This window comes from Duganella alba (genome assembly GCF_009674495.1).
Classification (GTDB): Bacteria; Pseudomonadota; Gammaproteobacteria; order Burkholderiales; family Burkholderiaceae_D; genus Rugamonas; species Rugamonas alba.
Genome location: NZ_WKJN01000017.1, coordinates 41,912 through 66,251 on the forward strand (window position 1 = coordinate 41,912; position 24,340 = coordinate 66,251).

The following is a 24,340-nucleotide window of genomic DNA, read 5'->3' on the forward strand; positions in this document are numbered from 1 at the left end:
TCAGCGTTCTTCCGCGATCCAGCGCAGCGCGCTCAATGACGGCATGAACAGGTATTCGCCGCCGCGCAGCTGGTTGAAGGTGGTGATGCCATCGATGCGGCGGCGCACCGGCTTTTCCGGAATCGTGAAACTGCCTGGCGTTTCGTGCAGGCCCACCATCGGATCGCGTTCGGTGGCGAGGTCGATGAAGTTGCCGCGGTTGATCCATTCCTGCTGGAAGAATTCGATGGTGTCGTAGGCGCGCGCGCTGATGAAGATGAAGAAGATGCCGCGCTCGCCCTTGTCATCGCTGGCCGTCAGTTCGCGCCGCCATTTGGGGCCGAAGGTCGAGGAACGGCGGATGATGCGGTGGATATTGACGTCGGTGAGGATGGTCAGCTGGCTGTCGCGCGGATTGAGGCGGCGCATGTGCGCGGCGTGCGGACACATCAGGCCGCGCGGATCTTTCGAAAAATCGAAGTCGTTGTTGCGTTTCGGATCGGCGCCGAGGTCGGGATCGTCGTGTTCCGGCGCCAGCGTCAACGGCGCGCCGCTGCGCCAGCGGCCGACCAACTTGGCCGCCAGCACATCCTGGGCCGCTTCGTCTTGCGCCTGGCTGCGGATGAAATCGTTGAAGGCGCCGGCCTGGCTTTCGTATTTGCGCAGCACCACGAAGGAACCGTTGCGGCCCAGCTCGGGCGGATCGGGCATCGCGACCGGTGCGCCGGTTTCGCTGTTCTCGCCGAGGATGAATTCGCCGGCGGCGATCGAGCGTTCCTGGCCAGGCAGCGGCGCGACACCGCTGCCGGCGATGGCCGGTTGCGAAATCGAGTCGCGGAAGCCGAAGGGATTCTTGGCCTCTTCGTCCGCGCCGAAGGCATGTTTGCCGACCAGCGTGACGCCGTGCGAGCGTTCCAGTTCGCCCATGGCCTTCTCGATCGCCACGTCGAGCGCGGCCTCGTCGCGGGCGTAGATGGTCAGGGCGATGTGACAAGCGCCCGGCTGAAACGCTTCGTCCCAATGTTCCGGCGCGTTGCCGCCAACGTCGCGCAATTGTTCGGCGCGCTGCGCCATGCCTTGCTGGAACGGCAGCGGGAAGCTGGACAGCGAGGATTCTGGCACGCCAAGCGCCTTCAGTCCCTGGAAACTCAACGCCATGCCCATCCAGGCGTCGCGGTCGTCGGTCCAGCCGGCGGCCGAGGGGATGTGGTCGGCCATGCGGCGGATCAGGTCGCGTCCGCCGGCAGCGTCGTCGATGTGCAGCATCGCGTGGATGCCGACATAGGGCTCGGGCCGCGCGCGCAGGATCAATGCCTGGATATCGTCCAGCGCCAGTGTCACGTGTTCGCGCACGAAGCGCGCCTTGAGGTCGGTGAGGAATGTCATCAGTAGTCCACTCCCTGCGGTTGCGCCAGGGCCGCATTGAGCGCCTCAAGCGCCTTGCGCGTGGCGTGGTCCTGCGGTGGATGGGCGGACATCTCATCGAGGAAGGCGGTGAGTGCCTTGTCCATGCGCTGGAAGCGGCGCGTGTCCACCACCGTCACCTGCGGATTGGCCACAAACCAGCCGGCGGCATCGATCTGGTGGCCGGCGATGAAGTCCTTCACCGCCGGGCTGTCGATGCCGGGCCAGCCTTCGATGTTGGCGAACAGCAGATCCATCAGTTCGGGAATCTTGGTGGCGAAGTCGTTGATATAGCTGTCCCAGTCGCCGTCGTAGGTGGTGGCGAACAGGATGCGCGTGTCGTTGTCGAAGAACACGAAGCGCATGTCGTGCAGCGTGGAGACGCGCTGCGCGCCATCCATATTGCCGTTGGTCAGATCGAAGATGCGGCGCAGGCGTTCGGCGCCGCCCGGTTTCAGCGGCGCGATCGCCGTCAGTTCCGAGACGTTGCCAGATTGCTTGCCAACGCGGCCGGCGGAATTGGCCGTGCCTTTCAGGTCGGGATTATGCTTACGCACCAGCGCTTCCAGCGCGATTTTGGCGAGGTGCGGCGCGTCGTGGGCGACCGCATCGATTTTGCGGCGGATCGCTTCCAGGCTGGTTTCGTCGGCCAGGCGTGGGTCAGGAGTGTGGTCGGTCATGGTGGTCCTTTAATCGGGAATGTCGGAAGATTGGGATGGCTCGACGCGCGGCTGCGCATTCATGCTGTGGCGGAAGGCGGTCGAGCGTTCATAGGCGGCGCGGCGGATGCGCATGATGCCGCCCAGCGGTTGGTGCGCCGTGACGCCGTTCCACGGATTGAACGACAGCACGTCGTCGCCGTAGACCTGGCGCGCCGGATGGGCGGTGGATTGCGGCGCGAAACGCAGCGTCGCAAGCGGACGGTGCGGCGACAGTTCTTCCGGCCAGGTGATGGCGGCATCTTCCACCGGCATCCGTGAAAGGTCCGTGCACAGTTGGGCGGTCAGCGTGTATTCCGCGCCGTGCCGGGCAAAGTGGTCGCTGATCACGTCGCGCAAGGTGGCGTAGCCGACATCGTCGACGGGCTGGCCGGTGAGGCGGCGCACGCTGTCCGAACTCGGTTGCAGCGCCAGCTTGGCGATGTAGTCGCCGAAGCGGATGGCCGCCTGTGTGTGGTAAGTCTCACCCAGCGGATGATGGTTGTCGCGCGCCAGGCCGTCCAGCGTGGCGCCGGGTGTGCCGCCCAGGCTTTCCAGCACCTGCCTGGCGCCGTGCGCGGTGCCGGCCACCAGGCGCTGGAAGGTGTCCGGCGCGTGGGAATTGGCTTCCAGCAGCGTCAGCATGCGCTTGTACTTGGGGATGGTGCCGAAGGCGAGGGCGGGGAAGTTCACCATCAGGAAATCCTGGTTGTTGCCGCCGATTTCAGGGGCCAGGCGTGCGCCGTCGACACCGATGATCTTCAGCGCGAAGCCGCGCGCCGCCGGGATCTTGTCGGAGTGGATGTCGCTTGGCGCGGACGACAGGCGGGCCACCACTTGGTAGGTGCCGGGCCGGGCGAAGACGCCCTGGCGCAGTTCCGCCGGCAGGTCGTCATGGATGGTGAGTTCGCCCTTGAGCAGGCCGTTGGACTTGGCGTGCGCGTCGCGGATGGCGTGGCGGTGGCGTTCAAACGCGCAGCGCGACGCCGCCGCCATTTGTTCAACGATTTCCGTGATCAGCGCGCTTTCTTCGGCGTCGATGACTTCGATATCTGGAGTGTAGGGTAGGGGCGTCAAAATATTCCTCGGGTGATAAATAAACGAACGATGGTGCTTTTTTGTTTTATTAAATTACCATTCTTTCGTTATCACCAGCGGACGATTGCCGGGACTGTGTGCAGCCGCACAATGTCTCCAAAGCATTTATGCGACAGTTCGTCATGGATATTAAAATGACACCCCGTTCGGATGCGCAACAGGCATCCATCATCCGCGAAGGCCTGGAGTGGTCACGTACCTACGGCCAGCGCAGCGCCGCCGCCTTTCTGCTGTTCCGCAAGGTGCCGCGCGCCGTGGTCGAGCGGATTCTGGCCGACGCCTGCCGCAGGGAAGACCAGGCGCCATGACCCTGGCGCTGGATAGCGAAACAACTGTCGCAGTTCGGCGCGGACGGCAAGCTGGCGCGCGACGGCATTCGCGTCACACGGCGCACGGCAATGTCGAATGGACTGGGCGTGCCAGTGCGCATACTGCGCGGCGCAGTGCCGGCGCTTGGCTTCGCCAGCGCGTGTACGCCTGGATACGCGAACGCCAAAACTAGCCGCCCGGCATTCCTTGTTGCGACGCTGGCAACGAACGCATACAATTGTGGCCGTTGTCATTTCAATGCCCGTATTCGAACAAGGAAAATAATGAGTCTGCCGCAATATATTACGATCAATGGAACTTCCTACGCCGCCGATAAACTGAGCGAAACCGCAAAAATTCAGGCGGGTAACGTGCAGGTGGTGGATGCCGAACTGGCGCGTCTGCAACAGCAAATCGCCATCGCCCAGACGGCGCGCAACGCCTATATCGCGGCGCTGATCGAGGCGGTGAAGGGCGGCAAAGACGAGGCCGCAGCAGTGGAAGCGCCGAAGAAGCCACGCGCACCGCGCAAGCCTAAAGCGGCCGCCGCAGCAAAATAAGCGCCGTTGTTCAGTCAGCCTGCGGCCTGGGTCGCGGGCTGGCCGCATGTTCTTTTTGTAACTCCGAAATACGCACAGCCTGGTCGAACACGCTGCTTGCCGTCAGATTAAAGCCCGAAATCGGCATCTCCGCCGCCTTCAACGCTCCCGCCAACCAGGAATTACAGTTGCTGAACAAGCTGTAACTGCCGGTCGCCTGGTAAAACCGGTCGGGATTGTCCGCCTGCTTGCCCAGATAGATAGGCTTGCCGTCCGGGCCGGCCGCAATGCTGCGGTCGATATACGCCACCAGTTGTTGATAGCCGCGTTCGGTGATCGCCAGCGGAATGCTGTCGCGCGCCTCCACGCCCAGCGGCGGATTGGTTTCCCGGCCCCCGACCTGCATGGCCGGATAATCGGAGGCGACCAGCGCCTTTACCGCCTTGGACCAGGGCGGATGCTCGGCGACGAAATACTCGCCGTCGCCCCAGCCCACCAGCAGATATTTGTGATCGTGAAAATCGGCGCCCAGCTTGCTGCTGCGCGCCAGCACGGAAGGGCCGTCGAACAGCAGCGCCGTATGCCAGCCATAGCGCACCAGGTGCAGCGTGTACGGTGCCGGTTCCGCCGGCAGATCCGCCCGGCTCGGCACCCCCGCGCAACCGGCTAACCATACAAAGGACGCAAGAATGACAAGCTGCTGGACGACCGATTTCATTTCACTCCGGGGATGGTGGCGGAAGGCCGCACATTCTACAACACCATCCTTGCGCGCTTACTCCGCAGCCGGCAGGTTCAGCTGGCGACGCAGTTCCACCTTGGCGGCGGCCAGTTCGGCCTGGTACTGCGGATTGGTTTCCATCACCGCGTGGGTGGTGTAGGCCAGCAGCTTGGAGGCGGCGATATCGCTTGGATAGTGCACGCCGCACACCAGGCGGTTATGGGCGTAGGCGTCGGCGCGGGCCAGGATGGCGTCGCGCTGTTCCGGCACCATTTCCACCAGCGTCAGCGCGGCCAGGTAGCCGGCCGTGGCGTGGCCGCTTGGGTAGGAGTCGTCGATGGTCTTGGTCTTGCAGACCGGCTTCAGGCTCTTGTCCAGGTTGTACGGGCGGACGCGCTTGAAGGCTTGCTTGGCCGGATTGGCGTTGATGCCTTCATCGTGCTTGACGCGTTTGCCGAAGGCGGTGGTCAGCGGCAGCGCGGCCGGATCGAATTTCTCGCCCAGCACGGTCTTGTAGATGTACAGCGACTCTTCCACGTCATCGGCTTTGGCCTGTGCTTCTTCGGCGCTGGTGCGGCTGGACTGGATGCGATGCAGTTCGGCCAGCTCGGCCTTGGTGACGTCCGAGTCGGCAGCAGCCGGCGTGTGCAGGATCAGTTGCGCATGGGTTTGCGCCGGGCCGGCAAAAATCGGATCGGCGGCAAAGGCCGGCTGCGTCAGCGCGGCGCCAAGGGACAGCAGGAGGATGGAATATTTCATGATGATGGCTTTCAGGTTTAGAAATCGATGGTCAGGGTGGCCGATACGCTGCGCTCAGGCAGCACGGTCAGCAGGTCGGCCGGCGATGGCGCAGCGCTGGAGCTGGTCTTGGTGCCGGCGGCGGCAACATCGACGATGCTGTGGCGGTTGAATAGGTTGTTGACGCCCAGTTGCAGCTTTGCCAGCTTGGCGAACGGCATCGGATTTTTCAGGCGGTAGTTGACGAACAGGTTGGCCAGCGTCACCGGATCGATGCCGAAGGCTTCGTGGGTGGAACCGTTGTCCGCGTAGACCTTGCCGACGCGCTTGACGAATACGCCGCCGTTCCAGCCGGCGTGCTGGTAGTTCAGCGACAGCGTCTCGGTGTCGGCCGGCGCGCCGGCGACCCATTTGCCGGTGTCGTACTTGGTGGTGCCGACGGTGGCGTTGGCGTACAGGCTGAAGCCGCTGCCCAGCATGACCGTGCCCTCGGTTTCGACGCCCTGGCTGATCTCCTTGCCGTTCAAGAAGTACACCGGCTCACCGGTCACCGGGTCCGGCGACGACGAGTACGGGCTGTCGAGGCGGATGCGGTAGATGTCGGCCGACAGGTTCCATTTGTCCGACTGCCAGACCGTGCCGGCCTGAGTGGTGGTGGACTTGGTGGCCTTGGGCACCATACCGACCTTGGCGCCCAGCGTATCGAACACGCCGGTCGATGGAATCTGGTCGCCGCGCGCGATCTGCGCATAGGCGGTCCAGGTCGGCGCGATCTGGTAGTGCATGTCCAGCGACGGCAGCGTGTCGGTGTACTTGACGCTGTTGTCGATGAACGGCGCGCCGCCGGTGATGACGCCGGTGGTCTTGTTGTACACGCCGCCCAGCGGGCCGACCGCGCCGCCGTTGTCCTGCAGGTGGCGGAAGTCCTGCTTGTACGAGGCGTACTTGACGCCCGGCGTGATGCTCAGCGCCGGCGTCACGTGGAATTCATATTCGACGTAGGGCTGGACGGTGGTGGTCTGGTAGGTCTCGCTGAAGTTCGGCGCGGCCTGGTTGACCCAGGTGCGCGGATCGCTCGGGATCTGGTAGCGGAAGCTTTTCGCGTAGTCGTACCAGACGCCGGTGCGCAGCACGCCCAGCGACGACTCCTGCCTCAGGCGCAGCAGGTTGCCCTTGGTCAGGTAGGAGTTCAGCTTGTCGACCGCGCTGCTGGAGCTGATGACGGTGGTGCTGTTGTTGTAGTTCTGCTTGTTCCAGTAACGGTAGACGTAGGCCTTGTCTTCCAGCTTCCAGCCACCGCCCAGGTTGCTCGTTACGCCGAGGTAGTTGAAGGCGGTGGAAATGTCGTAGAAGTTGAAGCCCCAGTAGTTGCCTTTGGTCGGATCGCCGCTCAGCAGGGTGTTGTAGTTGCCTTGCTCGACGTTGGCGCGGGTCACACCCTTGATGGCCGGCGTATTGTTGGTCAGGTTCAGCCACGAGGAGAACAGCGTGATGGCGGTGTCGTCGCTCAACTGGTAGCGGTACTTGAGCGAGGCGGCATCGCGCTTCTGCTTGTTGTAGGTCTGGTAGCCGTCGGACTTCATTTTCTGCGCGTTGATCAGCAGGTTGGAGCTGCCGTTCGGGCCGAACTGGCCGGTCGCATGTTCCAGGCCGACCAGCTTGGTGTTCCAGGTGCCGTAGGAGCCGGTGGCGCTGGTGCGCTGCGTGCTGTCGAGGTCGCGCGACAGCAGGTTGATCGAGCCGCCGTAGGTGGCCTGGCCGATGGTGGCGGCCGAGCCGGGGCTGCGGTCGATCACCGCGCCGCCGGTAAACTGGCTCGGGAAGAACACCCAGGCGTGGTGGCTGACGCCGTTGGTGTCGTTGAATGGAATGCCGTCGAAGGCGATCACGCTGTTGCCGTCGGACAGGCCGCGAATGGTGGTCTTGTTATCGCCCAGGCCGACGCCGTTGGAGCTGTAGCTGAACATGCCGGGCGCCATCTGCAGCACCTGGCTGTAGTCGGCCACCGGCGAGGTGAAGTCGCGCACGAACTGGTCGCTGACTTCCGACAGCGCCGAACGCGCATCGAGCGATCCCTTGGATGGTGCGCTGGACGACGCGGTGTTCAGCGTCGACTTGATTTCAACCGTCTGCGTCGGGCCGGCCGATGCATCGGCGGCGTCGTCGGCCGCGTGCGCGTAGACGGTTTGCAGCAAGCCGGCCAGCAGCGTCAGCGCGAACCTTGGGGGAATCGAAAAACTGTACATAAAGCGTCCTTTGCCTGGGGATGAAAAGCAGCAGAGGTTAGTGACGCTTTATGTCTTCTACATGACAGGCTTGCAAACGGAAAGGCGACTGTGGTTTTTTGTTTTCAAACGCAAATCGCCGCCATTTTTTAATGTTGGCTTAACTGTTGACGCGGCATGCTGACGCGGCTGCAGGAGTCTACTTTAGTATTGTCCGCGCAGCGTCAGCATCACGCCGCGCGGCGCGCCGTAGTAATAACCGGGTCCGTACTCGCGGATTTTCTCGTAGTACACCTTGTCCAGCAGGTTGCTCACGTTCAGCTGCGCGCTGAGCTTGGGACTGACGCGGTACGACACCAGGCCGGACACCAGCGTGTAGCCGCCCTGACGTGCAAACGCCGTGCCGCTCTGACTGGTGATTTCACTCTGCAGGTTGATGCCGCCACCGACCGACCACTGGTTCAACTGGCCCGGCAGCGTGTAGTTGGTGAACAGCCGCACCAGATGCTTGGGCGTGGTGGTGCGCAGCGCCTTGCCGGTATTGCTGGCGGTGTCGCGCACGTACTTGGTGTTGTTCAGCGTGTAGCCGGCCGAGATTTTCCAGCTGGACGTCAGCTGGCCGGACACCTCGGCCTCGAAGCCACGGCTGCGCTGCTCGCCGCCGGCGATCTGGCAATAGCCGTTGGTGTAGTCTGGCGGACACGGGTTCGGCGAGCTGAGGTCGTCGATTGCCTTGCCGTTCTGCTCAAGCTGGAAGATCGCCAGCGCGGTGTTGAGCTTCTTGTTGAAGAACTCACCCTTGACGCCCAGCTCGATATTGCGGCCGGTGATCGGCGCCAGCGCCTGGCCGCCGACCGCGAAGGCGCGCTGCGGCGTGAACACGTCGGCATAGCTGCCGTACACGCTGAGGTTGTCGTTGAGGGTGTACAGCGCCGCCACATAGGGCGTCAGTTCGGCGTCCACGCTGTAGGCGCCGACGCCGCCCGACGGTTTGTAATCCCACCAGCTCATGCGTGCGCCGACGATGACGGTGAGCGGATCGGTCACGCTGAAGCGCACCGTGCTGTAGACGCCTTGCTGCTCGGTCAGGTTCTTGACGTAGGTGCCGGTGAAGACCGGGCCGGCCGGCATCGCCACGTTGTACGGATCCCAGGTGTAGGGATCGAGGCCGGTCATCGACGGCAGGCCGCTGGTGGTGGTGCAGGAGCCGGCCACCGGCTGGGCGTAGTCGCGGCTGCCGTTGGCGCCGACCACCAGCTCGTGCTTGCGGCCCAGCAGCTCGAACGGGCCGCTGGCGTAGATGTCCCAGCTGCTTTGCTCGGCCGTGTAGTCCTTTTCGCCGCAGCGGCTGATCTGGTAGTTGATCTTGCTGGGATTGGTGGTGCTGCGCGAGATCAGCGTCTGCACATAGCCGTCGACGCCGTTCAGGCGTTTCATCTTGATGAAGTTGAAGCTGGCCTTGGCCGTCCAGCCGTTGTCGAAATCGTGCTCCAGCGAGGTGAAGGCTTGCTGGTTTTCGCGGTCCCAGTGGTTCTCGGACGAGCCAAGGTAGGTGTCGCGCGGGAAGTCCATCGGGCTGCCGTCGACATTGGCCAGCAGGTTGCCCCAGGCGCCGTTGGTTTTCAGCTGCGAAAATTCCAGGCCGGCGATCAGGCGCGTGTTGTGCGCCAGGTCGGCTTCCAGCACGCCGTACAGCAGGCCCTTGTCCGAATAGCGGGCTTTCTGGAAGTGGTGGCGCTGGTCCTCGACCGCCACCACGCGGCCGCGCAGTGAGCCGGACTCGTTCAACGGGCCGGAGATATCGCCCTCGGCGCGGTAGGTGTCCCAGCTGCCGACGGTGGCGGCGCCGGCCGCATAAAACTGTTCGGTCGGACGCTTGCGCACCAGGTTGACGGCGCCGGACGGGCTGCCGGCGCCGCGCATCAGGCCGGCCGCACCGCGCAGCACTTCGGCGTGGTCCATGGTCGCCATGTCGGGCTGGATGTAGAAGCCGTTGCCGCTGCCGGGCGTGATGGCGGCCGTGCCGTCGAACTGCACGTTGGTGATTTCCTGGCCGCGCGCGTAATAGCTGACGCGCTCCGAATCGGTATTGAACACTTCGATGCCGGGCGTGCTGCGCAGCACGTCGTTGAGGTCAGACAGGCCCTGGTCTTCAATCTGTTGACGTGAAATGACGGTCAGGCTGTGCGGCGTTTCGCGCGGCGACGCGTTGACCTTGCCGATCGACAGGGCGCGCGCGCCGTACGAGCCGGTGCCTTCGCTGATGTTGTCGCGGGTGGCGGTGATCACCACCGCCGACATGGTCTGATCGGCGCTGCCGACGGCCGCCGCCGGGCGCAGCGCGTATTCGCCGTTGCCGCCGCGGACCGCTTCCAGGCCGCTGCCGGCCAGTAGCGTGGCCAGGCCGGCCGGAATGTCAAAGCTGCCTTGCAGGCCGCGGCTGGTCTTGCCCTCGGCCAGCTCGGTGCTGCCAGCCAGGAAAATGCCGGATTCGCCGACAAAGCGCGTCAGCACGGTTTTCAGCGGGCCGGCGGGAATCTGGTACTGGCGCACGGTCTGGGCCGGCGTTTGCGCCTGCGCGGCATGCAGCGGCGTCAGCACGAGGCCGGCCAGCGCCATGCGCAGGGTGAGCACGGCCAGACGGGGCGCGGGGCGGTTGGAGTGGAGCGATTGCTTGGACATGTATTCTCTCGGACAGTGATGGATGTAGAAGACTGCTTCATCTTCTGAATCGAAGTGCCGGGTCAAAAGCGGAACCTCCGCTGCAAAATATTTTTATTTCGGCTCGATGGTGGTCCACCACGGCAGCGTGCGTTGTACACGGATCGGCAGCACGCTTTCCAGCATGGCCAGCGTGCGCTCGGGATCGCGCAGCGGGTAGCCACCCAGCACGCGCAGCTCGGCCACTTGCGGCGCCACGCCGATGTGGCCGCGATGGTAGCGGCGCAATTCCGCCACCAGCTCCTTGAGTGGAATGTCGGCGGCCAGCAGCACGCCACGGGTCCAGGCTTCGCGCGCCGGATCGGCGGCAACGGTGGGCTGGATCTGCACGCTGTCGAAGCGGGCCTGGCTGCCGGCATTGATGACGCGCAGCGCGCCTTGTCCGGTGCGCACTTCCACCCCGCCCTGGTAGACGGCCAGCAGGGTGGTATCGCCATCGAGACGCACGGTGAAGCGGGTGCCCAGCGCGCGCAGGCGGCCATGGCGGGTGGTGGCGACAAACGGCCGCGCGTCGTGGGCGGTTTCGATCAGCATTTCGCCGCCCAGCAGGTCGACGCGGCGCAGGGCCGGCTGGTAGTCGGCATTCAGGGCGCTGGCCGTGTTGAGCCAGATGCTGGTGCCGTCGGCCAGCGCGATGTCGCGGATTTCGCCGGTGCCGGTGGAATGGTCGGCCGACCAGGCCAGCGCCAGTTCCGGCAGCGGGCTGTGGCGCCAGCCGGCCCAGCCCAGCAGGCCGGTGCCGGTCAGCGCCACGATGCCGCGCAGCAGATGGCGGCGGCCGTTGCGTGTCTGGCGCACTTGGGTCAGGGCGGTGGCTGCGGCGCGGCGGCTTTCCGGCGTCTGCACCGGCGCGAAGCGGCGGCTGATGGATTCGGCATAGTTCCAGGCGTCGCGATGTTCGGGCGACTGCGCCAGCCAGCTTTGCCAGTCGGTCCGATCCTGTTCGGTGGCGTCGCTCGAGCGCAGCAGCGCGAACCATTCGGCCGCGTGCTGCATCGCTGCGTGCGATGGCGCGGTGTCGGGTGCGGCGTCAGGCGGCATTGGCGGCCCAGCGCGCTTCCAGCTGCATGCAGTGCAACATCGCCTGCGCCATGTATTTGCGCACCATGCGGTCGGACACGCCCAGTTCGGCGGCGATCTGCTGGTCGGTCATTTCCAGCACGATGCCCATCACGAAGGCGCTGGCGACATTGGCCGGCAGCTTGCGCAGCATGGCGTCAACCGCCGTCAGCGCTTGCAGCACGATCGCGCTGTGTTCGGCGGAGCAGGTGAACGGCTCCGGCTGGGCGGCGAGGGCGTCGAGCCACGCCTGTTCCACCTCGCGGCGGCGCCACAGGTCCACGCACAGGCCGCGCGCGACCGTGCTCAGGTAGGCGCGCGCACCGTCGAAGCTGTCGAAGCTGCGCGGCTTGACCAGCAGGCGGATAAAGGCGTCATGGGCCAGATCGGCGGCATCGCCCCGGTTGCCGAGGCGGCGCTGAAGCAAACTGTACAGCCAGCCGTGATGGTCGGAATACAGGCCATCGACGTTCTCAGCATTCATTGCCTGCATTCGGCACCTGCCACTTTATCTGTGAATAAGAATCATTCCATTTTAAAGTATAGTCAGAGATAGCGCAATAATGGTGTTTTTTTGGCGCAAAAGGTTCCCTTTCGCCGCGCTGTGGTGTCAAGGCCGGTAATCATTAACTGACACGAAATGGATCTGAGCATGTCCGTATCACGCTTCCCCCTGTTACGTCCCCTGACGCTGTCGATTCACCTGGCCTGCATCGGCCTGGTGCTTGCCGGAGCCGCCGGTGCACAGATCCAGGCAACAGCTGCCGCCGCCAGGCGTTTCGACGTGCCGGCCGGGCCGTTGGGCGTGGCGCTGCGCCAGTTTGCCGACCAGGCCAACATCCTGCTGTCCTCGGACGCCCGGCTGACGCAGGACAAGAGCAGTCCCGGCCTGCACGCGGTGGCGACGCCGGCGCAGGGCTTGCAGCAACTGTTGAGCGGCAGCGGCCTGGCGGCGGTGGTGCAGGCCGACGGCAGCTTTGTGCTGCGCCTGGCCGCGCCGGCGCCACCAGCGCCGGGCGCAGCGGCGCCGGCAGCAGCGCCGGTGATGATGGCGGAAGTGGTGGTGCTGGGCGAGCGCTCCACGCAGGCGGACGGCAGCTACCGTCCGGTGCCCAGCAAATCCGCGTTGCACTCGGACATGAGCACGCTGGATGCGCCGCAGGTGCTGAATGTGGTTCCCGCCCAGGTCATCAGCGACCAGCGCCCGCGCAATCTGGACGACGCGCTGTCCAACGTCAGCGGCATCACCCAGGGCAATACGCTGGCCGGCACGCAGGACACCATCATGAAACGCGGCTTCGGCGGCAACCGCGACGGCTCCATCATGCACAACGGCATGCCGCTGGTGCAGGGCCGCGGCATGAACGCCGCCGCCGAAAGCGTGGAGGTGCTGAAAGGCCCGGCCTCGCTGTTATACGGCATCATGGACCCGGGCGGCGTGATCAATGTGGTCAGCAAGAAACCGCTGCTGGAGCAGAGCACCAGCCTGTCGGTGCTGGCTTCCACCTATGGCGCCGGCAAGGACGGCGCCGGCGTCACGCTGGACAGCACCGGCGCCATCGGCACGGCCGGCCTGGCGTACCGCGTGATCGTCGACCACATCAACGAGGACTACTGGCGCAATTTCGGCCGCCACCGCGAAACGCTGTTCGCGCCGTCACTGGCCTGGTACGCCAAGGATACGCAGGTGGTGCTGTCCTACGAACACCGCCAGTTCCTGTACCCATTCGATCGCGGCACGGCGCTTGATCCGCGCACCAATGCGCCGCTGGATATTCCCATCACGCGCCGCCTGGACGAGCCGTTCAACGCCATGGATGGCCGTTCCGACCTGGGCCAACTGACGGTCGACCAGCAACTGAGCAAGGAATGGAAGGCGCACCTGGGCGTCAGCTACAACCGCGAAGTCTACGACGCCAACCAGTTGCGCGTGAACGGTGTCAACGTCAACACCGGCACGCTGGTGCGCAGCAACGACGCCACGCACGGCGCCATTTCCACCGACAGCTACGGCCTGTTCTACCTGCAAGGCTCGCTGAACCTGGGCGGCCTGCACCACGAAATGCAGATCGGCAGCGATATCGAGTACCGCCGCATCTTTCGCGCCGACCTGCTGCGCCAGGCCACCACCAGCACTTTTTCGTACCTGAATCCGGTGTACGGCAAGGAGGCGCCATCCGCCACCGTATCGGCCAGCGACAGCGACCAGAGCGACCAGCTGCACGACAAATCGGTGTTCGCGCAGGACAGCATCTACCTGACTGACCGCTGGATCGTCTCCGCCGGCGTGCGCTACCAGGATTACCAACAGATCGCCGGGCGCGGCCGCCCGTTCACGGCCAACACCAATACCGACAGCTCGAAATGGCTGCCGAAAGCCGGTCTGGTGTACAAGCTGTCGCCGGCCTGGTCGCTGTACGGCAGCTATACCGAATCGCTGAAGCCGGCATCGACCATCGCGCCGTTGAGCACCGGCGTGGTGATCGACTCGGCGGTGCTGCCGGAGCAGGCCAAGGCATGGGAGGCGGGCGTCAAGCTGGCCAATCCGGCCGGTTTCTCGGGCAGCCTGGCGCTGTTCAACATCGACAAGCAGAACGTGCTGGTCTCGCAGTTCAACGACAGCACCAAGCTGACCGACTGGCGCACGGCCGGCGCGGCGCGTGCCCGTGGGCTGGAGGCGGATATCTCGGGCCGCCTGAGCCGTAACTGGAACCTGATCGGCAGCTACGCCTATACCGACGCCATCACCACGCAAGATCCGCTGTACCAGGGTTTCCGCCTGTGGAACGTCGCGCGCCAGACCGCTTCGCTATCGGCCGCCTACGACGCCGGCGCGGTGCTTGGCGACGACAAACTGCGTACCGGGCTCGGCGCGCACTATGTCGGCAAGCGCGCCGGCGACTCGGCCAACAGCTTCATGCTGCCGGCCTACACCGTGGCCGATGCCTTCGCCACCTATGACACCCGCATCGGCGGCCGCAACGTGCGCTTCCAGCTGAACGTCAAGAACCTGTTCGACCGGCATTACTACCCATCCAGCGTCAACAAGTATTTTGTCTCGGTGGGCGATGCGCGCCAGGTATCGCTGCTGACCACGCTGGACTTTTAAGGAGGCGCCATGACCGCATTGCACATTGGCGTCTCCCGATTGCTCGCCGGCCTGATGCTGGGACTGGCCGGCATGACGGCCCATGCCGACGACGGCCTGCTGGCCCGCATCGAACACAGCGCCGTATTCCCGGGCAGCGGTCACAGCTGGGGCTTCGCCGCGCTGGACCCATCGCGCCCCTACCTGTGGATCTCCCGCCGCGAGAACGGCCTGACGGTGTATGACGTCGCCGGGCGGCAGCCGGTGCGCGCGGTGGAGGGCGCGGCCGGCGCCAACGGCGTGGCCTTCGCGCCGGCCGCCGACCGCGCCTACGTGGCCAACACCGACGGCACGCTGGGCATCGTGCGCCTGTCGGACATGCGGCAGCTGCGCCGCCTTGCCGTCAGCGACGCCAACCTGAACAGCGCCTTGCTGGAGCCGGTCAGCGGCAAGGTGTGGCTGACCAGCGGCCGCCGGGCAGCGCGTTCCACCATCTATGTGCTCGATCCGGCAAGCGACCGCATCGTGGCGCAGCACGATTTCGACATCAGGAAAATCGACCCGCCACTGGCCCTGGGCGACGGCTCGGTGATGGTGCCGATGCGCGACGAAGGCAAGCTGCTGCGGCTGGCCGGCGACACACTGGCGGTGCAGTCCACCTGGAGCTATCCGGACTGCAGGCAGCCAAGCGCGCTGGCCGTCGATCAGCATCAGCGCCGCCTGTTCATCGCCTGCCGTGGCGAGCGGCCGGTGCTGGTGGTGGCCAACCTTGACAGCGGGGCGCAGGTCGCTTCGCTGCCGATCGGCCACGCCGTCAATGCGCTGGCGTATGACGCCAGCCGCCGGCTGATCCTCGCTCCCAGCGGCGCCGACGGCAATCTGACGCTGGTGCGCCAGGACGACGCCGATCACTACACAGCGCTCGGCTACGTGGCGACCCGCACCTGGGCGCACAACATGGCGTACGACGCGCGCGCCGGCAGGGCCTACCTGCTGACGATGGACGTGACCCAGCCGGCCACACCGCCGGGCGGCGCCAAACACGACCCGGTATTCCATCCCGATACCTTCACCGTACTGAGTGTGCGCATCGAATGACACGGCAGGGATTTACACGCGGCGTGTTTTATGTGAGAATGATTATCATTAACTTTGATAAATCACGCTGCTGTGTTCACCGCACCTTCTCCTTCCACCCACGATGCCTTTTCCCATATCTACCGGGATCATCATGGCTGGCTGCTTAACTGGCTCTGGCGCAAGCTGGGCTGCCGCAGCGGCGCGGCGGATCTGGCGCAAGACACGTTCACGCGCGTGCTGACCGCCGACGCGGCCGGCGGCCTGCGCGAACCACGCGCTTATCTGAGCCGGGTGGCGAACAATCTGCTGGTCAATCACTGGCGCCATCTGGGCCTGGAACGCGAGTACCTGGCCGCGCTCGCCTCGCAGCCGGAGCTGCTGGCGCCGTCGCCGGAGGAGCAGGCGATGATGATGGAAACCCTGTACCGTATCGACGCCATGCTGCAACGCCTGTCGGACAAGGCGCGCCAGGTATTCCTGATGGCGCAGCTTGAAGGCTTGCCATACGCCGACATCGGCTCTCGCCTCAGCATTTCAGAACGCATGGTCAAGAAATACATGGCGCAGGCCATGTTCGAATGCGCGCTGGCGCTGCCGGCCGACGCGGCATGAGTTCGGCCGCGACCGAGACCTCACAGGAGCACGCCGTCCTGCGGCAGGCGGCCGAATGGTTCGCCATTCTGCACGCCGGGGACGCCAGCGCGGCCGAGCACGAAGCATGGCAACGCTGGCTGGATGCGGCGCCGGAGCACCAACTGGCGTGGCAGAAAATTGAAGCTGTCAACCGGCAGTTCGGCATGCTGCCGGCCGAGCCGGCGCTGGCCGCGCTGAAAACACCCAATACGCGCCGTTCGGCCGCGAAGAAAATCCTGCTGCTGGCCACCACCGTCGCGTTGGGCGCGGCGGTGTCACGGCGCGACAGCCGCGAATACATGGCCGCTCTGGCGGCCGGCGAGCGCACCGCCGTTGGCGAGATGCGCCAGCTGGCGCTGGCCGATGGTTCTGATCTATGGATGAATACCGATAGCGCGCTGGACATCGACTTTGCCGCCGGCCTGCGCCGTGTCGCCCTGCATCGCGGCGAAATCCTGCTGCACAGCGGCCACGATCCGGTTCGTCCGGCGCGTCCGCTGGTGGTCGATCTGCTGGGCGGACGCTTGACGGCGCTGGGCACGCGCTTCAGCGTGTTCCGCACCGGCGCCGCGGCGCGCCTGGCGGTATTCGAAGGAGCGGTACGGATCGAGCTGGATTCCGGGCAGGCGCAAGTCGCCGCCGCTGGCACGCAGATGCATTTTGGCGCGGACTGGATCGGCGCCGCCGAAGCAGCCGACGAACAGCAAAGCGCATGGACCCGCAAGCGCCTCAGCGTCGAGCGCATGCGTCTCGGTGATTTTGTCGCCACGCTGGCGCGCTTCCGGCGCGGCCACCTCAGCTGCAATCCCGCCGTGGCCGACTTGCTGCTGACCGGCAGCTATCCCCTGGATGATCTGGACCGCATTCTGTCGGCGCTCGAGAAGTCGCTGCCGGTGCGGGTGCACCGGGTGATGCCGTGGTGGGTCACGCTGGAGCCTGCCGGCATTGCGCCGGCAGGGCATGCCACTTAGAAGTTGGCGTGCAGGCTGACGCGGTAGGCGCGCGGCGATCCTGGGGTGATGTTGTTGTCACCGTTGGCGTACAGGTAGTACTTCTTGTCGGTCAGGTTCTCGACATTGACCTGCAGCTTGTAGTTGGCGTTGATCGTATAGAACAGCGCCGCATCCACCCGCGTGTAGCTTGGCAGCACCACTGTGTTGCTGGTCGACGCAAACATATCGTCGCGGCGGATCAGGCCCAGGCCGGCGCCGACAGCCTGCGTGAAGTCATAGCGGTTCCACAGCGACAGCGTGTTCTTCGGCACCATGCCGACGATGGCGCCGTTCAGCGCGGTCGTCGAGGCGGTCTCCAGCAGTTTGGCGTCCTGGTGCGCGTAGCCGCCGTTGATGCTCCATGCCTTGGTGATCTTGCCGTTGATGCCGATTTCGACGCCGTTGGTGCGCTGGCCGTCGACCAGGCGGTCGGCAATGCCGGTGGCTGGATTCACCACCGCCACGTTGTTGCGGTTCAAGCGGTACACGGCCAGCGTGGCCAGCAGGTCCGGCGCGACTTCCAGCTTGCCGCCGATTTCATAGTTGATGAATTTTTCCGGCTTCAGGCCCTGGTTGATGCTGGTCAGGCTGCTCAACTGGTCGCCGCCGCGCGGGAACGAGGCCACGCTGTAGTTGGCGTAAATCGTCGCGGCCTGCATCGGCTTGTACATCAGGCCAAGGCGTGGCGACACCAGGTTGTCCTTGCTCGACAGGTCGGCGGCGCTGGCAGGAATGGCGCGCAGGCCGGCCGCCACGTTGTTGTGGTAGTCGAGCTTGAAGCTGTCGTAGCGCAGGCCGGCGATCAGCTGCCATTGCGGCGTCAGTTCGATCTGGTCCTGGATGTAGACGCCGGCGATTTTGGCGGTGCTGTTGCCGTCGCGGTCGGCGCTGCCGCCGCCCAGCACGTAGTTGACCGGCAGCGAGCCGTCCGGGCTGGCCAGTGGCACGTTGATCGAGGCGGTGTTATTCGAGAACAGGCCGGTCATGCGCAGGTAGTCGGTGTCCTGCTTGCCCAGTTCCAGGCCGGTCAGGATCTTGTGCTTGACGCTGCCGGTGTCGAGGTCGAAGGTCAGGTCGGTCTGGTTGAACAGGTTTTTGCGCCACTGGTGGTTGTTGTAGGCCGAAATCGGCACCGTGCCGGCTTTGACGTTGACCGCGCCGGCGTTGTAGTTCTGGTAGAACTTGTCGTAGTCGGTGTAGCGCGTCTTGTTCGACAGGTGCACGCCGCCGCCGAAGTCATGGTCGATGGCGGCGCTGAAGGCGTTCGAGTTCAGGCGGGTAGGGCGGCTGTCGGGGCTGGCGTCGCCGAAGAAGGCGTCCACCGGCAGGTCCATCGGTACGCCGTTCAGCGACGGCACGCCGCGGTCGGCGGCGCGTTTGTCTTCAAAGTGCTCGAAGCCCAGCACGATGTTGGTGTCCTTGCTTGGACGGATCGCCACGGTCGGGTTGATGCCCGAGCGTTTCAGCGTGGCGTTGCGCTGGTAGCCTTCCGAATCTTCCACCAGGCCGGTGACGCGCAGCGCCACGGTATCGTTGATGGCCTGGCCCACATCGACCGTCAGGCGACGGTTCTTGTAGCTGCCCAGCGTGACGTCGGCCGAGCGCACCGGCGCGCCGAAGTTGGCCTGTTTGGTGACGCGGTTGATCACGCCGCCCGAACCGCCACGGCCGAAGATCATCGCGTTCGGGCCGGTCAATGCTTCCACCTGCTCGACGTTGTACAGGTCGCGGTAGTACTCGACGTCGTCACGCACGCCGTCGATGTAAAAATCGCCGGAGGCGTTGGAGCTGCCGCGGAAGATCGGCGCATCGCGGTTGCCTTCGCCGTTGGCCATGCCGATGCCCGGCACATAGCGCGCCACGTCGGCCATGCTCTGCATGCTCAGATCTTTGATCAGCGCCTGGTTGATCACGGTGACAGTCTGCGGCAGGTCACGGATGGCGGTGTCGGTCTTGGTGCCGGCGCTGGTGCGCTTGACCAGGTAGTCGTCCTGGGCGGCCTGGCCGGTCACAGTGACGCTCGGCAGGGTGGTGTCGACCGGTTCGGCGGCGTAGGCGGTGGCGGCGAAGGCGAGTTGCAGCGCCAGTGTCAAGGTGGTGGCGCGGGGGATATTGGTGTTTTGCATGTCGATTCAATCTAAATATAAATGAGAACGAATCGCATTATTGTTTATAGATTGGCGACAAAACAACGAAAAAATTATATTTTTGGCATTCGTCGCTGGGGCGCAACTTTTTAATGCTGCGTTAATTCTCGTTTCGCTACCATCCGCCTCCTGCGCGGCCAGATAGAAGGCTGGCCGCATGAACCTGGGATACGAGAGAGTTATGGAGAACGCACCAACCACCAGCGGCGATTCGCAGGTGTTCGCGCAGTTGCGCAAACTCGGGCTGCGGCCCACCAGCGCCCGTGTCTGTGTGTTGCAGGTATTGAATGAGCATGTGCATGAATCGCTGCCGGCCGAACGCATTTTCCTGCTGTTGATCGAGATCGGCATCAGCGTCAGCCTGGGCACGATTTACCGCGTGCTCAACGAACTGGAACAGCGCGGCATGGTGCACAAGGAATGGTACGCGCTGGACCCGGCCGGCAAGTCGCGCTACGTGCTGGCGTCGGCGGTGGTGGCGCCGATCGCCTGTCAACTGCTGTGCCCGTCCTGCGGCCGCAGCCACAGCGTGACGGACAAGCTGTTCCTGGAGGCGCTGCAGCGCCAGGCGCGCGCCGGCGGTTCCGACCAGGGCCTGGCGTCGGCCGTGATCAGCATTCCTTGTAATCAGTGCGCCAGCGCGGCGCCGACCCCAGCTGCTCAAACGCCAGGAACAGCACCGGCGTAATAAACAGCGTGATCAGCTGCGAGAACAGCAGCCCGCCGACAATGGCGATGCCAAGCGGCTGGCGCAGCTCGGCGCCGGCGCCCAGGCCCAGCGCGATCGGCAGCGCCCCCATGATGGCGCACAGCGTGGTCATCATGATGGGACGGAAGCGCAGCAAACAGGCCTGCCGCACCGCATCCAGCGGCGTGGCGCCATCGCGCTGCGCCACCAGCGCGAAGTCGATGATCATGATGGCGTTCTTCTTGACCACGCCCACCAGCAGCAGTATCCCGATCATGGCGATGAAGCTCAGTTCCAGTCCAGCCAGCCGCAGCGCCAGCAGCGCACCCACCGCCGCCGACGGCACGCCAAGCAGAATCGTGACCGGATGCACCCAGCTCTCGTACAGCATGCCCAGCACCACATAAATCACCGCGATGGCGATGGCGATCAGCCAAAGCTGGCTGTTCTGCGACTGCTGGAACAGCGCGGCCGCGCCGGCGTAGGTGCCGAAGATCGACGTCGGCAGGCCGATGCGCTGCTGCGCGGCGGCGATGGCGGCGGTGGCGTCGGACAGCGACTTGCCGGGCGCCAGATCGAACGAGATGGTCACCGCCGGCAGCTGACCCTGGTGGTTGACCGCCATCGTGCCGCGTCCGCGTCCCACCTCGGTGAAGGCGCGCAGCGGCACCAGCGCGCCACTGGCGTTGCGCACATGGACCTTGGACAGGCTGCTTTCGTCGCGGCGGTACTGGTCGGCCAGCTCCATGATGACCTGGTAGCTGTCCTCCGGCGCGTAGATGGTCGACACCTGGCGCGTGCCATAGGCGCCGTACAGCGTGTTACGCACCGTGGCCATGTCCACGCCCAGCGTGGCGGCCTGCTCACGGTCGACGCTCAGTTGCGCATCCATGCCGTCGTACTGGGCGTCGCTGTTGACGCCGACCAGCACGTCGCCGCGCTTGAGTTCATCCATCAGCCGCTTGGCCCACTGGTTCAGGTCGCCCGGCGTGACCGCCTGCAGCGTGTACTGGTAGGTGCTCTTTGACGAACGGCCGCCGACCTTCAGGTTCTGCACCGGACTGAAGAACACCTTGATGTTGGGCAGGAAGCTGGTTTCCTGGCGCAGCCGCGCCAGCACCTGCGCCATCGGCGGATGGACGTCGTGCAGCGTGATGTAGAAATTGGTGGTGTCGTGGTCGACCTTGGCGGCGACATCGCGCACGGCGGGATCGGCCATGATGACCTGTTGCAGCTGCCGCAGCACGGCCAGCCGGCCTTCATACGACATATCCTGCGGCGCGTCGACGTTGCCGGACACCTGGCCGGTGTCCTCCTGCGGGAAGAAGCCGCGCGGCGCGCTCATGTACAGCCATCCGGTCAGCGCGAAGGTGGCGAGCGCCACCAGCAGCACCGGCAGGCGGTGCACCAGCGCTCGTTCCAGCAACCGCGCATAGCCGGCCAGCAGGCGCGCGAAACCGGCTTCGAAGGCGCGGCTCCAGGCCGGCGCCGGCGCGTGCAGCTGCGCCACCTTGATGAACCTGGGCACCAGAAGCGGGATCAGCGTCAGCGAGGCGGCGGCCGACACCAGCACCGCCAGCGCCACCACGATGGCGAATTCATGGAACAGCAGGCCGATGGTGCCGGGCATGAAGAAGATGGGAATGAACACGGCCATCAGCGATACCGAAATCGACACCACGGTAAAGGCCACCTCGCGGGTGCCCTGGATGGTGGCGGCGCGCGGGTCCATGCCGTCCTCGATATGGCGCATGATATTTTCCAGCACCACGATGGCGTCATCGACCACCAGGCCGACCGCGATGGTCAGGCCCATCAGCGAGATATTGTCCAGGCTCAGGTTGAGCGCGAACATCAGGCCGAAAGTGCCGAGCAGCGAGACCGGCAGGCTGATCGCCGGTATCAGCGTGGCCATCAGCTGGCGCAGGAACAGCAGGATCACCAGCACCACCAGCGCGATGGTCAGCAGCATGGTCAGGTTGACGTCGTGGATGGCGTTGCGGATCGAGATCGAGCGGTCGTTCAGCAGCTGGATGCGCACCGAGCCGGGCAACTGGCTGGCCAGGCGCGGCATCATGGCGCGGATGGCGTCGACCGTGGCGACGGTGTTGGCGTCCGGCTGGCGCTGCACTTGCAGCAGGATGGCGTCGCGGCCGTTGATGGTGCTGCTGTTCTGGGTGTTCTCGATGCTGTCCTGCACGGTGGCGAAGTCGCTCAGGCGCACCGGGCGGCCGTTGCGGCTGGCGACGATCAGCGGCGCGAAGTCGGCGGCCTTCATCAAGCCCGGCGGCAGATGCAGCGTCATCATCTGGCGCGGGCTGTCGAGCTGGCCCAGCGGCGCGTTGGAATTGGCGGCTTTCAACGCGGTGCTGACTTCATCCAGGGTCAGGTCCAGCGCGGCCAGGCGGTCGGGATCGACCTCGATGCGCACGGCGTAGCGTTTCTGGCCGTTGACCGTCACCTGCGCCACGCCGCTCAGGGTGGACAGCGCGGGCACGATCAGGTTGTCGGAATAGCTGTTCAGCTCGGACAGGCGCAGCGACGGCGAATCCAGTCCGATCAGCAGGATGGGCGCGTCGGCCGGATTGACCTTGCGGTAGGACGGCGGCGTGGTCATCTCGGCCGGCAGCGAGCGCGTGGCGCGGTACAGCGCGGCCTGCACGTCGCCAGCGGCGGCGTCAATGTTGCGGCTGGCGTCGAACTCCAGCGTGATCTGGGTTTCGCCCTGGATGCTGCTGGAGGTGGTGGCCAGCAGGCCGGGAATCGAGGTGAACTGCTTTTCCAGCGGCGTCGCCACCGAACTGGACATGGTTTCCGGACTGGCGCCGGACAGGCGCGCGCTGACCTGGATGGTTGGCGTGTCGTAGGTGGGCAGGGCGGCCAGCGGCAGTTGCAGCCAGCAGGCGACGCCGCCGACGATGACGGTCAGCCAGGCCAGCAGTGTGGCGATCGGGCGTTGCAGGCAGAAGGCGGCGATATTCATTGCTTGCCGTCCGCTGCCTTGGCTGCCGAGGCCGGCGCGACGGCGTTGTCGATATGGATGGCGTCGCCGGAGCGCAGGTTGGCGCCGCCTTCCAGCACCACCAGGCTGCCGCCCGCCAGGCCGGCCACCACGGCCTGCCCATCCTGCACACGCAGCAGGCTGACCGGCTTGCGCAGCACCTTGTTGTCGGCGCCCGCCAGATAGACGAAGCGGCCGTCAGGCCCTTCCAGCACCGCCTGCGGCGGCAGCGTGACGGCGTTGCGGTCGGCGCCGGCCAGCACCGTCACGCGGGCGTAGGCGCCCGGCCACAGGTTGTTGCGCGGATTCGGCATGCTGGCCTTCAGGCTGATGGTGCCGCTGTCGGTGTTGACCACGTTGTTGATGAAGGTGAGCTCGCCGTCCACCGGCTTGCCGTCCGGACTGTCCAGTTGCACGCGCACCGGACCTTGGGTGCGCGCGGCCAGGATCGGCGCCAGATACTGCTCCGGCAGATTGAATTCGACACCGATCGGCGCGAACTGCACCAGCGTCACCAGTGGCGCGGTGGCGCTGGTCTGCGCCAGGCTGCCCGGATGCACGGCCACCGCGCCGGTGCGGGCCGCCACCGGCGCCATGATCCGGGTGTGGGTCAGCACCACGCGGGCGCTGTCGATGTCGGCCTGCGCCGCCTTGAGCTGCGCCTGTAGCGCCTCGACCTTGCTGGCGGCCGTATCGACCGCGCTGGAGGTGATGAACTGCGACTTCACCAGTTCCGACGAGCGGCCGTAGTCGCGCTTGGCATCGGCCAGCTGGGCGCGGATCTGCGCCGCCTGCGCCTCGTTGCGCTGCAATTGGGCGCGGGCGTCGGTGTCGTCCAGCGTGAACAGCAACTGGCCGGCCCTGACGTCGTCGCCTTCTTTGAAGTGGATGCCGATGATGGTGGCGGTCAGCTGCGGCCGCACCTCGACCTGGTTCAGCGCCACCAGATGGCCCTGTGCGGTCAGTTCCAGCGGCAGATCCTGCTGGCGGGCGACAGTCACGCTGACCAGTGGCAGCGGCTTGGCGGCGGCCGGTGCGGAAGTTTTGGCGCGCAGCGCGTAGGCCAGGGAGGCGCCGGCGGCGAGCAGCAGCGCGGCGAGGAGCAGGGGACGTTTGAGTATCAGCATGCGGCGATGCTAATCGGCCCAGGGTTAAACCATTATTAAAGCAGCGCGTTAATACGCTGTTAACGAAGCGTTTCGTACACTGCGTGGCAGGTG

General features: G+C 65.2%; 19 protein-coding genes. 7 read left to right on the top strand and 12 right to left on the bottom strand.

Going from position 1 to position 24,340, the window contains the following annotated elements; translation table 11 throughout:
* The 3 genes from GJ695_RS17395 to GJ695_RS17405 are packed head-to-tail and all read right to left on the bottom strand — an operon-like array spanning position 1 to position 3,158.
* Entirely contained in the window at positions 1-1,365 is a 1,365-nt protein-coding gene (locus tag GJ695_RS17395) for a Dyp-type peroxidase (protein ID WP_154366885.1), read from the bottom strand.
* Positions 1,365-2,063, bottom strand: coding sequence for a hypothetical protein (locus GJ695_RS17400; RefSeq protein ID WP_154366887.1), 699 nt, complete (start codon positions 2,061-2,063; stop codon positions 1,365-1,367). Before GJ695_RS17400 ends, GJ695_RS17395 begins: the two co-directional genes overlap by 1 nt.
* A gap of 9 nt (positions 2,064-2,072) precedes the next feature.
* Positions 2,073-3,158: a catalase family protein gene (locus tag GJ695_RS17405; protein WP_208023347.1), complete on the bottom strand. Its 1,086-nt coding sequence runs from the start codon at positions 3,156-3,158 to the stop codon at positions 2,073-2,075.
* A 155-nt stretch (positions 3,159-3,313) separates the two neighbouring features.
* Between GJ695_RS17405 and GJ695_RS17410 the strand changes: the two genes are divergently transcribed.
* Entirely contained in the window at positions 3,314-3,487 is a 174-nt protein-coding gene (locus tag GJ695_RS17410) for a hypothetical protein (RefSeq protein WP_154366889.1), read from the top strand.
* A 90-nt stretch (positions 3,488-3,577) separates the two neighbouring features.
* Positions 3,578-4,048: a DUF6447 family protein gene (locus tag GJ695_RS17415; protein ID WP_154366891.1), complete on the top strand. Its 471-nt coding sequence runs from the start codon at positions 3,578-3,580 to the stop codon at positions 4,046-4,048.
* A gap of 10 nt (positions 4,049-4,058) precedes the next feature.
* On the opposite strand, the gene GJ695_RS17420 is transcribed toward GJ695_RS17415, so the two are convergent.
* The 6 genes from GJ695_RS17420 to GJ695_RS17445 form a co-directional block, all read right to left on the bottom strand.
* Positions 4,059-4,745, bottom strand: a complete 687-nt coding sequence (locus GJ695_RS17420) for a DUF2459 domain-containing protein (protein WP_154366893.1) — start codon at positions 4,743-4,745, stop codon at positions 4,059-4,061.
* A gap of 57 nt (positions 4,746-4,802) precedes the next feature.
* A complete protein-coding gene (locus GJ695_RS17425; RefSeq protein ID WP_154366895.1) occupies positions 4,803-5,507 on the bottom strand; it encodes an acid phosphatase in 705 nt (234 codons plus the stop codon).
* Positions 5,508-5,524: 17 nt separating this feature from the next.
* A complete protein-coding gene (locus GJ695_RS17430; protein WP_154366897.1) occupies positions 5,525-7,732 on the bottom strand; it encodes a TonB-dependent receptor in 2,208 nt (735 codons plus the stop codon).
* Positions 7,733-7,915: 183 nt separating this feature from the next.
* Positions 7,916-10,393 carry a TonB-dependent siderophore receptor gene (locus tag GJ695_RS17435; protein WP_154366899.1) on the bottom strand — a complete coding sequence of 826 codons (2,478 nt, stop codon included), beginning with the start codon at positions 10,391-10,393 and terminating at the stop codon, positions 7,916-7,918.
* Positions 10,394-10,486: 93 nt separating this feature from the next.
* Positions 10,487-11,473, bottom strand: coding sequence for a FecR domain-containing protein (locus tag GJ695_RS17440; RefSeq protein ID WP_208023346.1), 987 nt, complete (start codon positions 11,471-11,473; stop codon positions 10,487-10,489).
* Positions 11,463-11,975: a sigma-70 family RNA polymerase sigma factor gene (locus GJ695_RS17445; RefSeq protein ID WP_154366901.1), complete on the bottom strand. Its 513-nt coding sequence runs from the start codon at positions 11,973-11,975 to the stop codon at positions 11,463-11,465. Before GJ695_RS17445 ends, GJ695_RS17440 begins: the two co-directional genes overlap by 11 nt.
* Positions 11,976-12,143: 168 nt before the next feature.
* On the opposite strand from GJ695_RS17445, the gene GJ695_RS17450 reads away from it, so the two are divergent.
* From GJ695_RS17450 to GJ695_RS17465, 4 genes are all read left to right on the top strand, one after another.
* Positions 12,144-14,600: a TonB-dependent siderophore receptor gene (locus tag GJ695_RS17450; RefSeq protein WP_154366903.1), complete on the top strand. Its 2,457-nt coding sequence runs from the start codon at positions 12,144-12,146 to the stop codon at positions 14,598-14,600.
* 9 nt (positions 14,601-14,609) lie between these two features.
* Positions 14,610-15,677 carry a YncE family protein gene (locus GJ695_RS17455; protein ID WP_154366904.1) on the top strand — a complete coding sequence of 356 codons (1,068 nt, stop codon included), beginning with the start codon at positions 14,610-14,612 and terminating at the stop codon, positions 15,675-15,677.
* A 72-nt stretch (positions 15,678-15,749) separates the two neighbouring features.
* The gene (locus tag GJ695_RS17460; RefSeq protein WP_166454996.1) at positions 15,750-16,271 is read left to right on the top strand and encodes a sigma-70 family RNA polymerase sigma factor; all 522 of its coding nucleotides are present in this window, start codon (positions 15,750-15,752) and stop codon (positions 16,269-16,271) included.
* Positions 16,238-17,263, top strand: a complete 1,026-nt coding sequence (locus GJ695_RS17465) for a FecR domain-containing protein (RefSeq protein ID WP_154366908.1) — start codon at positions 16,238-16,240, stop codon at positions 17,261-17,263. The genes GJ695_RS17460 and GJ695_RS17465 overlap by 34 nt, the downstream gene beginning before the upstream one ends.
* Here GJ695_RS17465 and GJ695_RS17470 read toward each other — a convergent pair.
* Entirely contained in the window at positions 17,260-19,410 is a 2,151-nt protein-coding gene (locus tag GJ695_RS17470; protein WP_154366910.1) for a TonB-dependent receptor, read from the bottom strand. The genes GJ695_RS17465 and GJ695_RS17470 overlap by 4 nt on opposite strands.
* A gap of 202 nt (positions 19,411-19,612) precedes the next feature.
* Here GJ695_RS17470 and GJ695_RS17475 point away from each other — a divergent pair, with 202 nt between their 5' ends.
* A complete protein-coding gene (locus GJ695_RS17475; protein ID WP_166454995.1) occupies positions 19,613-20,119 on the top strand; it encodes a Fur family transcriptional regulator in 507 nt (168 codons plus the stop codon).
* Here GJ695_RS17475 and GJ695_RS17480 read toward each other — a convergent pair.
* Together GJ695_RS17480 and GJ695_RS17485 are read right to left on the bottom strand one after the other, a co-directional pair.
* On the bottom strand, positions 20,043-23,102 hold the full coding sequence (locus GJ695_RS17480; protein ID WP_154366914.1) for an efflux RND transporter permease subunit: 3,060 nt from the start codon (positions 23,100-23,102) through the stop codon (positions 20,043-20,045). The genes GJ695_RS17475 and GJ695_RS17480 overlap by 77 nt on opposite strands.
* The gene (locus GJ695_RS17485) at positions 23,099-24,247 is read right to left on the bottom strand and encodes an efflux RND transporter periplasmic adaptor subunit (RefSeq protein ID WP_154366927.1); all 1,149 of its coding nucleotides are present in this window, start codon (positions 24,245-24,247) and stop codon (positions 23,099-23,101) included. Before GJ695_RS17485 ends, GJ695_RS17480 begins: the two co-directional genes overlap by 4 nt.
* Positions 24,248-24,340: the final 93 nt, after the last annotated feature.

Excerpts from the sequence above, each read along its gene's own strand:
- GJ695_RS17455 (WP_154366904.1), top strand. The coding sequence starts at position 14,610 with ATGACCGCATTGCACATTGGCGTCTCCCGATTGCTCGCCGGCCTGATG.
- GJ695_RS17480 (WP_154366914.1), bottom strand. The coding sequence starts at position 23,102 with ATGAATATCGCCGCCTTCTGCCTGCAACGCCCGATCGCCACACTGCTG.
- GJ695_RS17425 (WP_154366895.1), bottom strand. The coding sequence starts at position 5,507 with ATGAAATATTCCATCCTCCTGCTGTCCCTTGGCGCCGCGCTGACGCAG.
- GJ695_RS17410 (WP_154366889.1), top strand. The coding sequence starts at position 3,314 with ATGACACCCCGTTCGGATGCGCAACAGGCATCCATCATCCGCGAAGGC.
- GJ695_RS17415 (WP_154366891.1), top strand. The coding sequence starts at position 3,578 with ATGTCGAATGGACTGGGCGTGCCAGTGCGCATACTGCGCGGCGCAGTG.
- GJ695_RS17475 (WP_166454995.1), top strand. The coding sequence starts at position 19,613 with ATGGAGAACGCACCAACCACCAGCGGCGATTCGCAGGTGTTCGCGCAG.
- GJ695_RS17435 (WP_154366899.1), bottom strand. The coding sequence starts at position 10,393 with ATGTCCAAGCAATCGCTCCACTCCAACCGCCCCGCGCCCCGTCTGGCC.
- GJ695_RS17465 (WP_154366908.1), top strand. The coding sequence starts at position 16,238 with ATGCGCGCTGGCGCTGCCGGCCGACGCGGCATGAGTTCGGCCGCGACC.
- GJ695_RS17445 (WP_154366901.1), bottom strand. The coding sequence starts at position 11,975 with ATGAATGCTGAGAACGTCGATGGCCTGTATTCCGACCATCACGGCTGG.
- GJ695_RS17485 (WP_154366927.1), bottom strand. The coding sequence starts at position 24,247 with ATGCTGATACTCAAACGTCCCCTGCTCCTCGCCGCGCTGCTGCTCGCC.
- GJ695_RS17470 (WP_154366910.1), bottom strand. The coding sequence starts at position 19,410 with ATGCAAAACACCAATATCCCCCGCGCCACCACCTTGACACTGGCGCTG.
- GJ695_RS17440 (WP_208023346.1), bottom strand. The coding sequence starts at position 11,473 with ATGCCGCCTGACGCCGCACCCGACACCGCGCCATCGCACGCAGCGATG.
- GJ695_RS17395 (WP_154366885.1), bottom strand. The coding sequence starts at position 1,365 with ATGACATTCCTCACCGACCTCAAGGCGCGCTTCGTGCGCGAACACGTG.
- GJ695_RS17450 (WP_154366903.1), top strand. The coding sequence starts at position 12,144 with ATGTCCGTATCACGCTTCCCCCTGTTACGTCCCCTGACGCTGTCGATT.
- GJ695_RS17420 (WP_154366893.1), bottom strand. The coding sequence starts at position 4,745 with ATGAAATCGGTCGTCCAGCAGCTTGTCATTCTTGCGTCCTTTGTATGG.
- GJ695_RS17400 (WP_154366887.1), bottom strand. The coding sequence starts at position 2,063 with ATGACCGACCACACTCCTGACCCACGCCTGGCCGACGAAACCAGCCTG.
- GJ695_RS17430 (WP_154366897.1), bottom strand. The coding sequence starts at position 7,732 with ATGTACAGTTTTTCGATTCCCCCAAGGTTCGCGCTGACGCTGCTGGCC.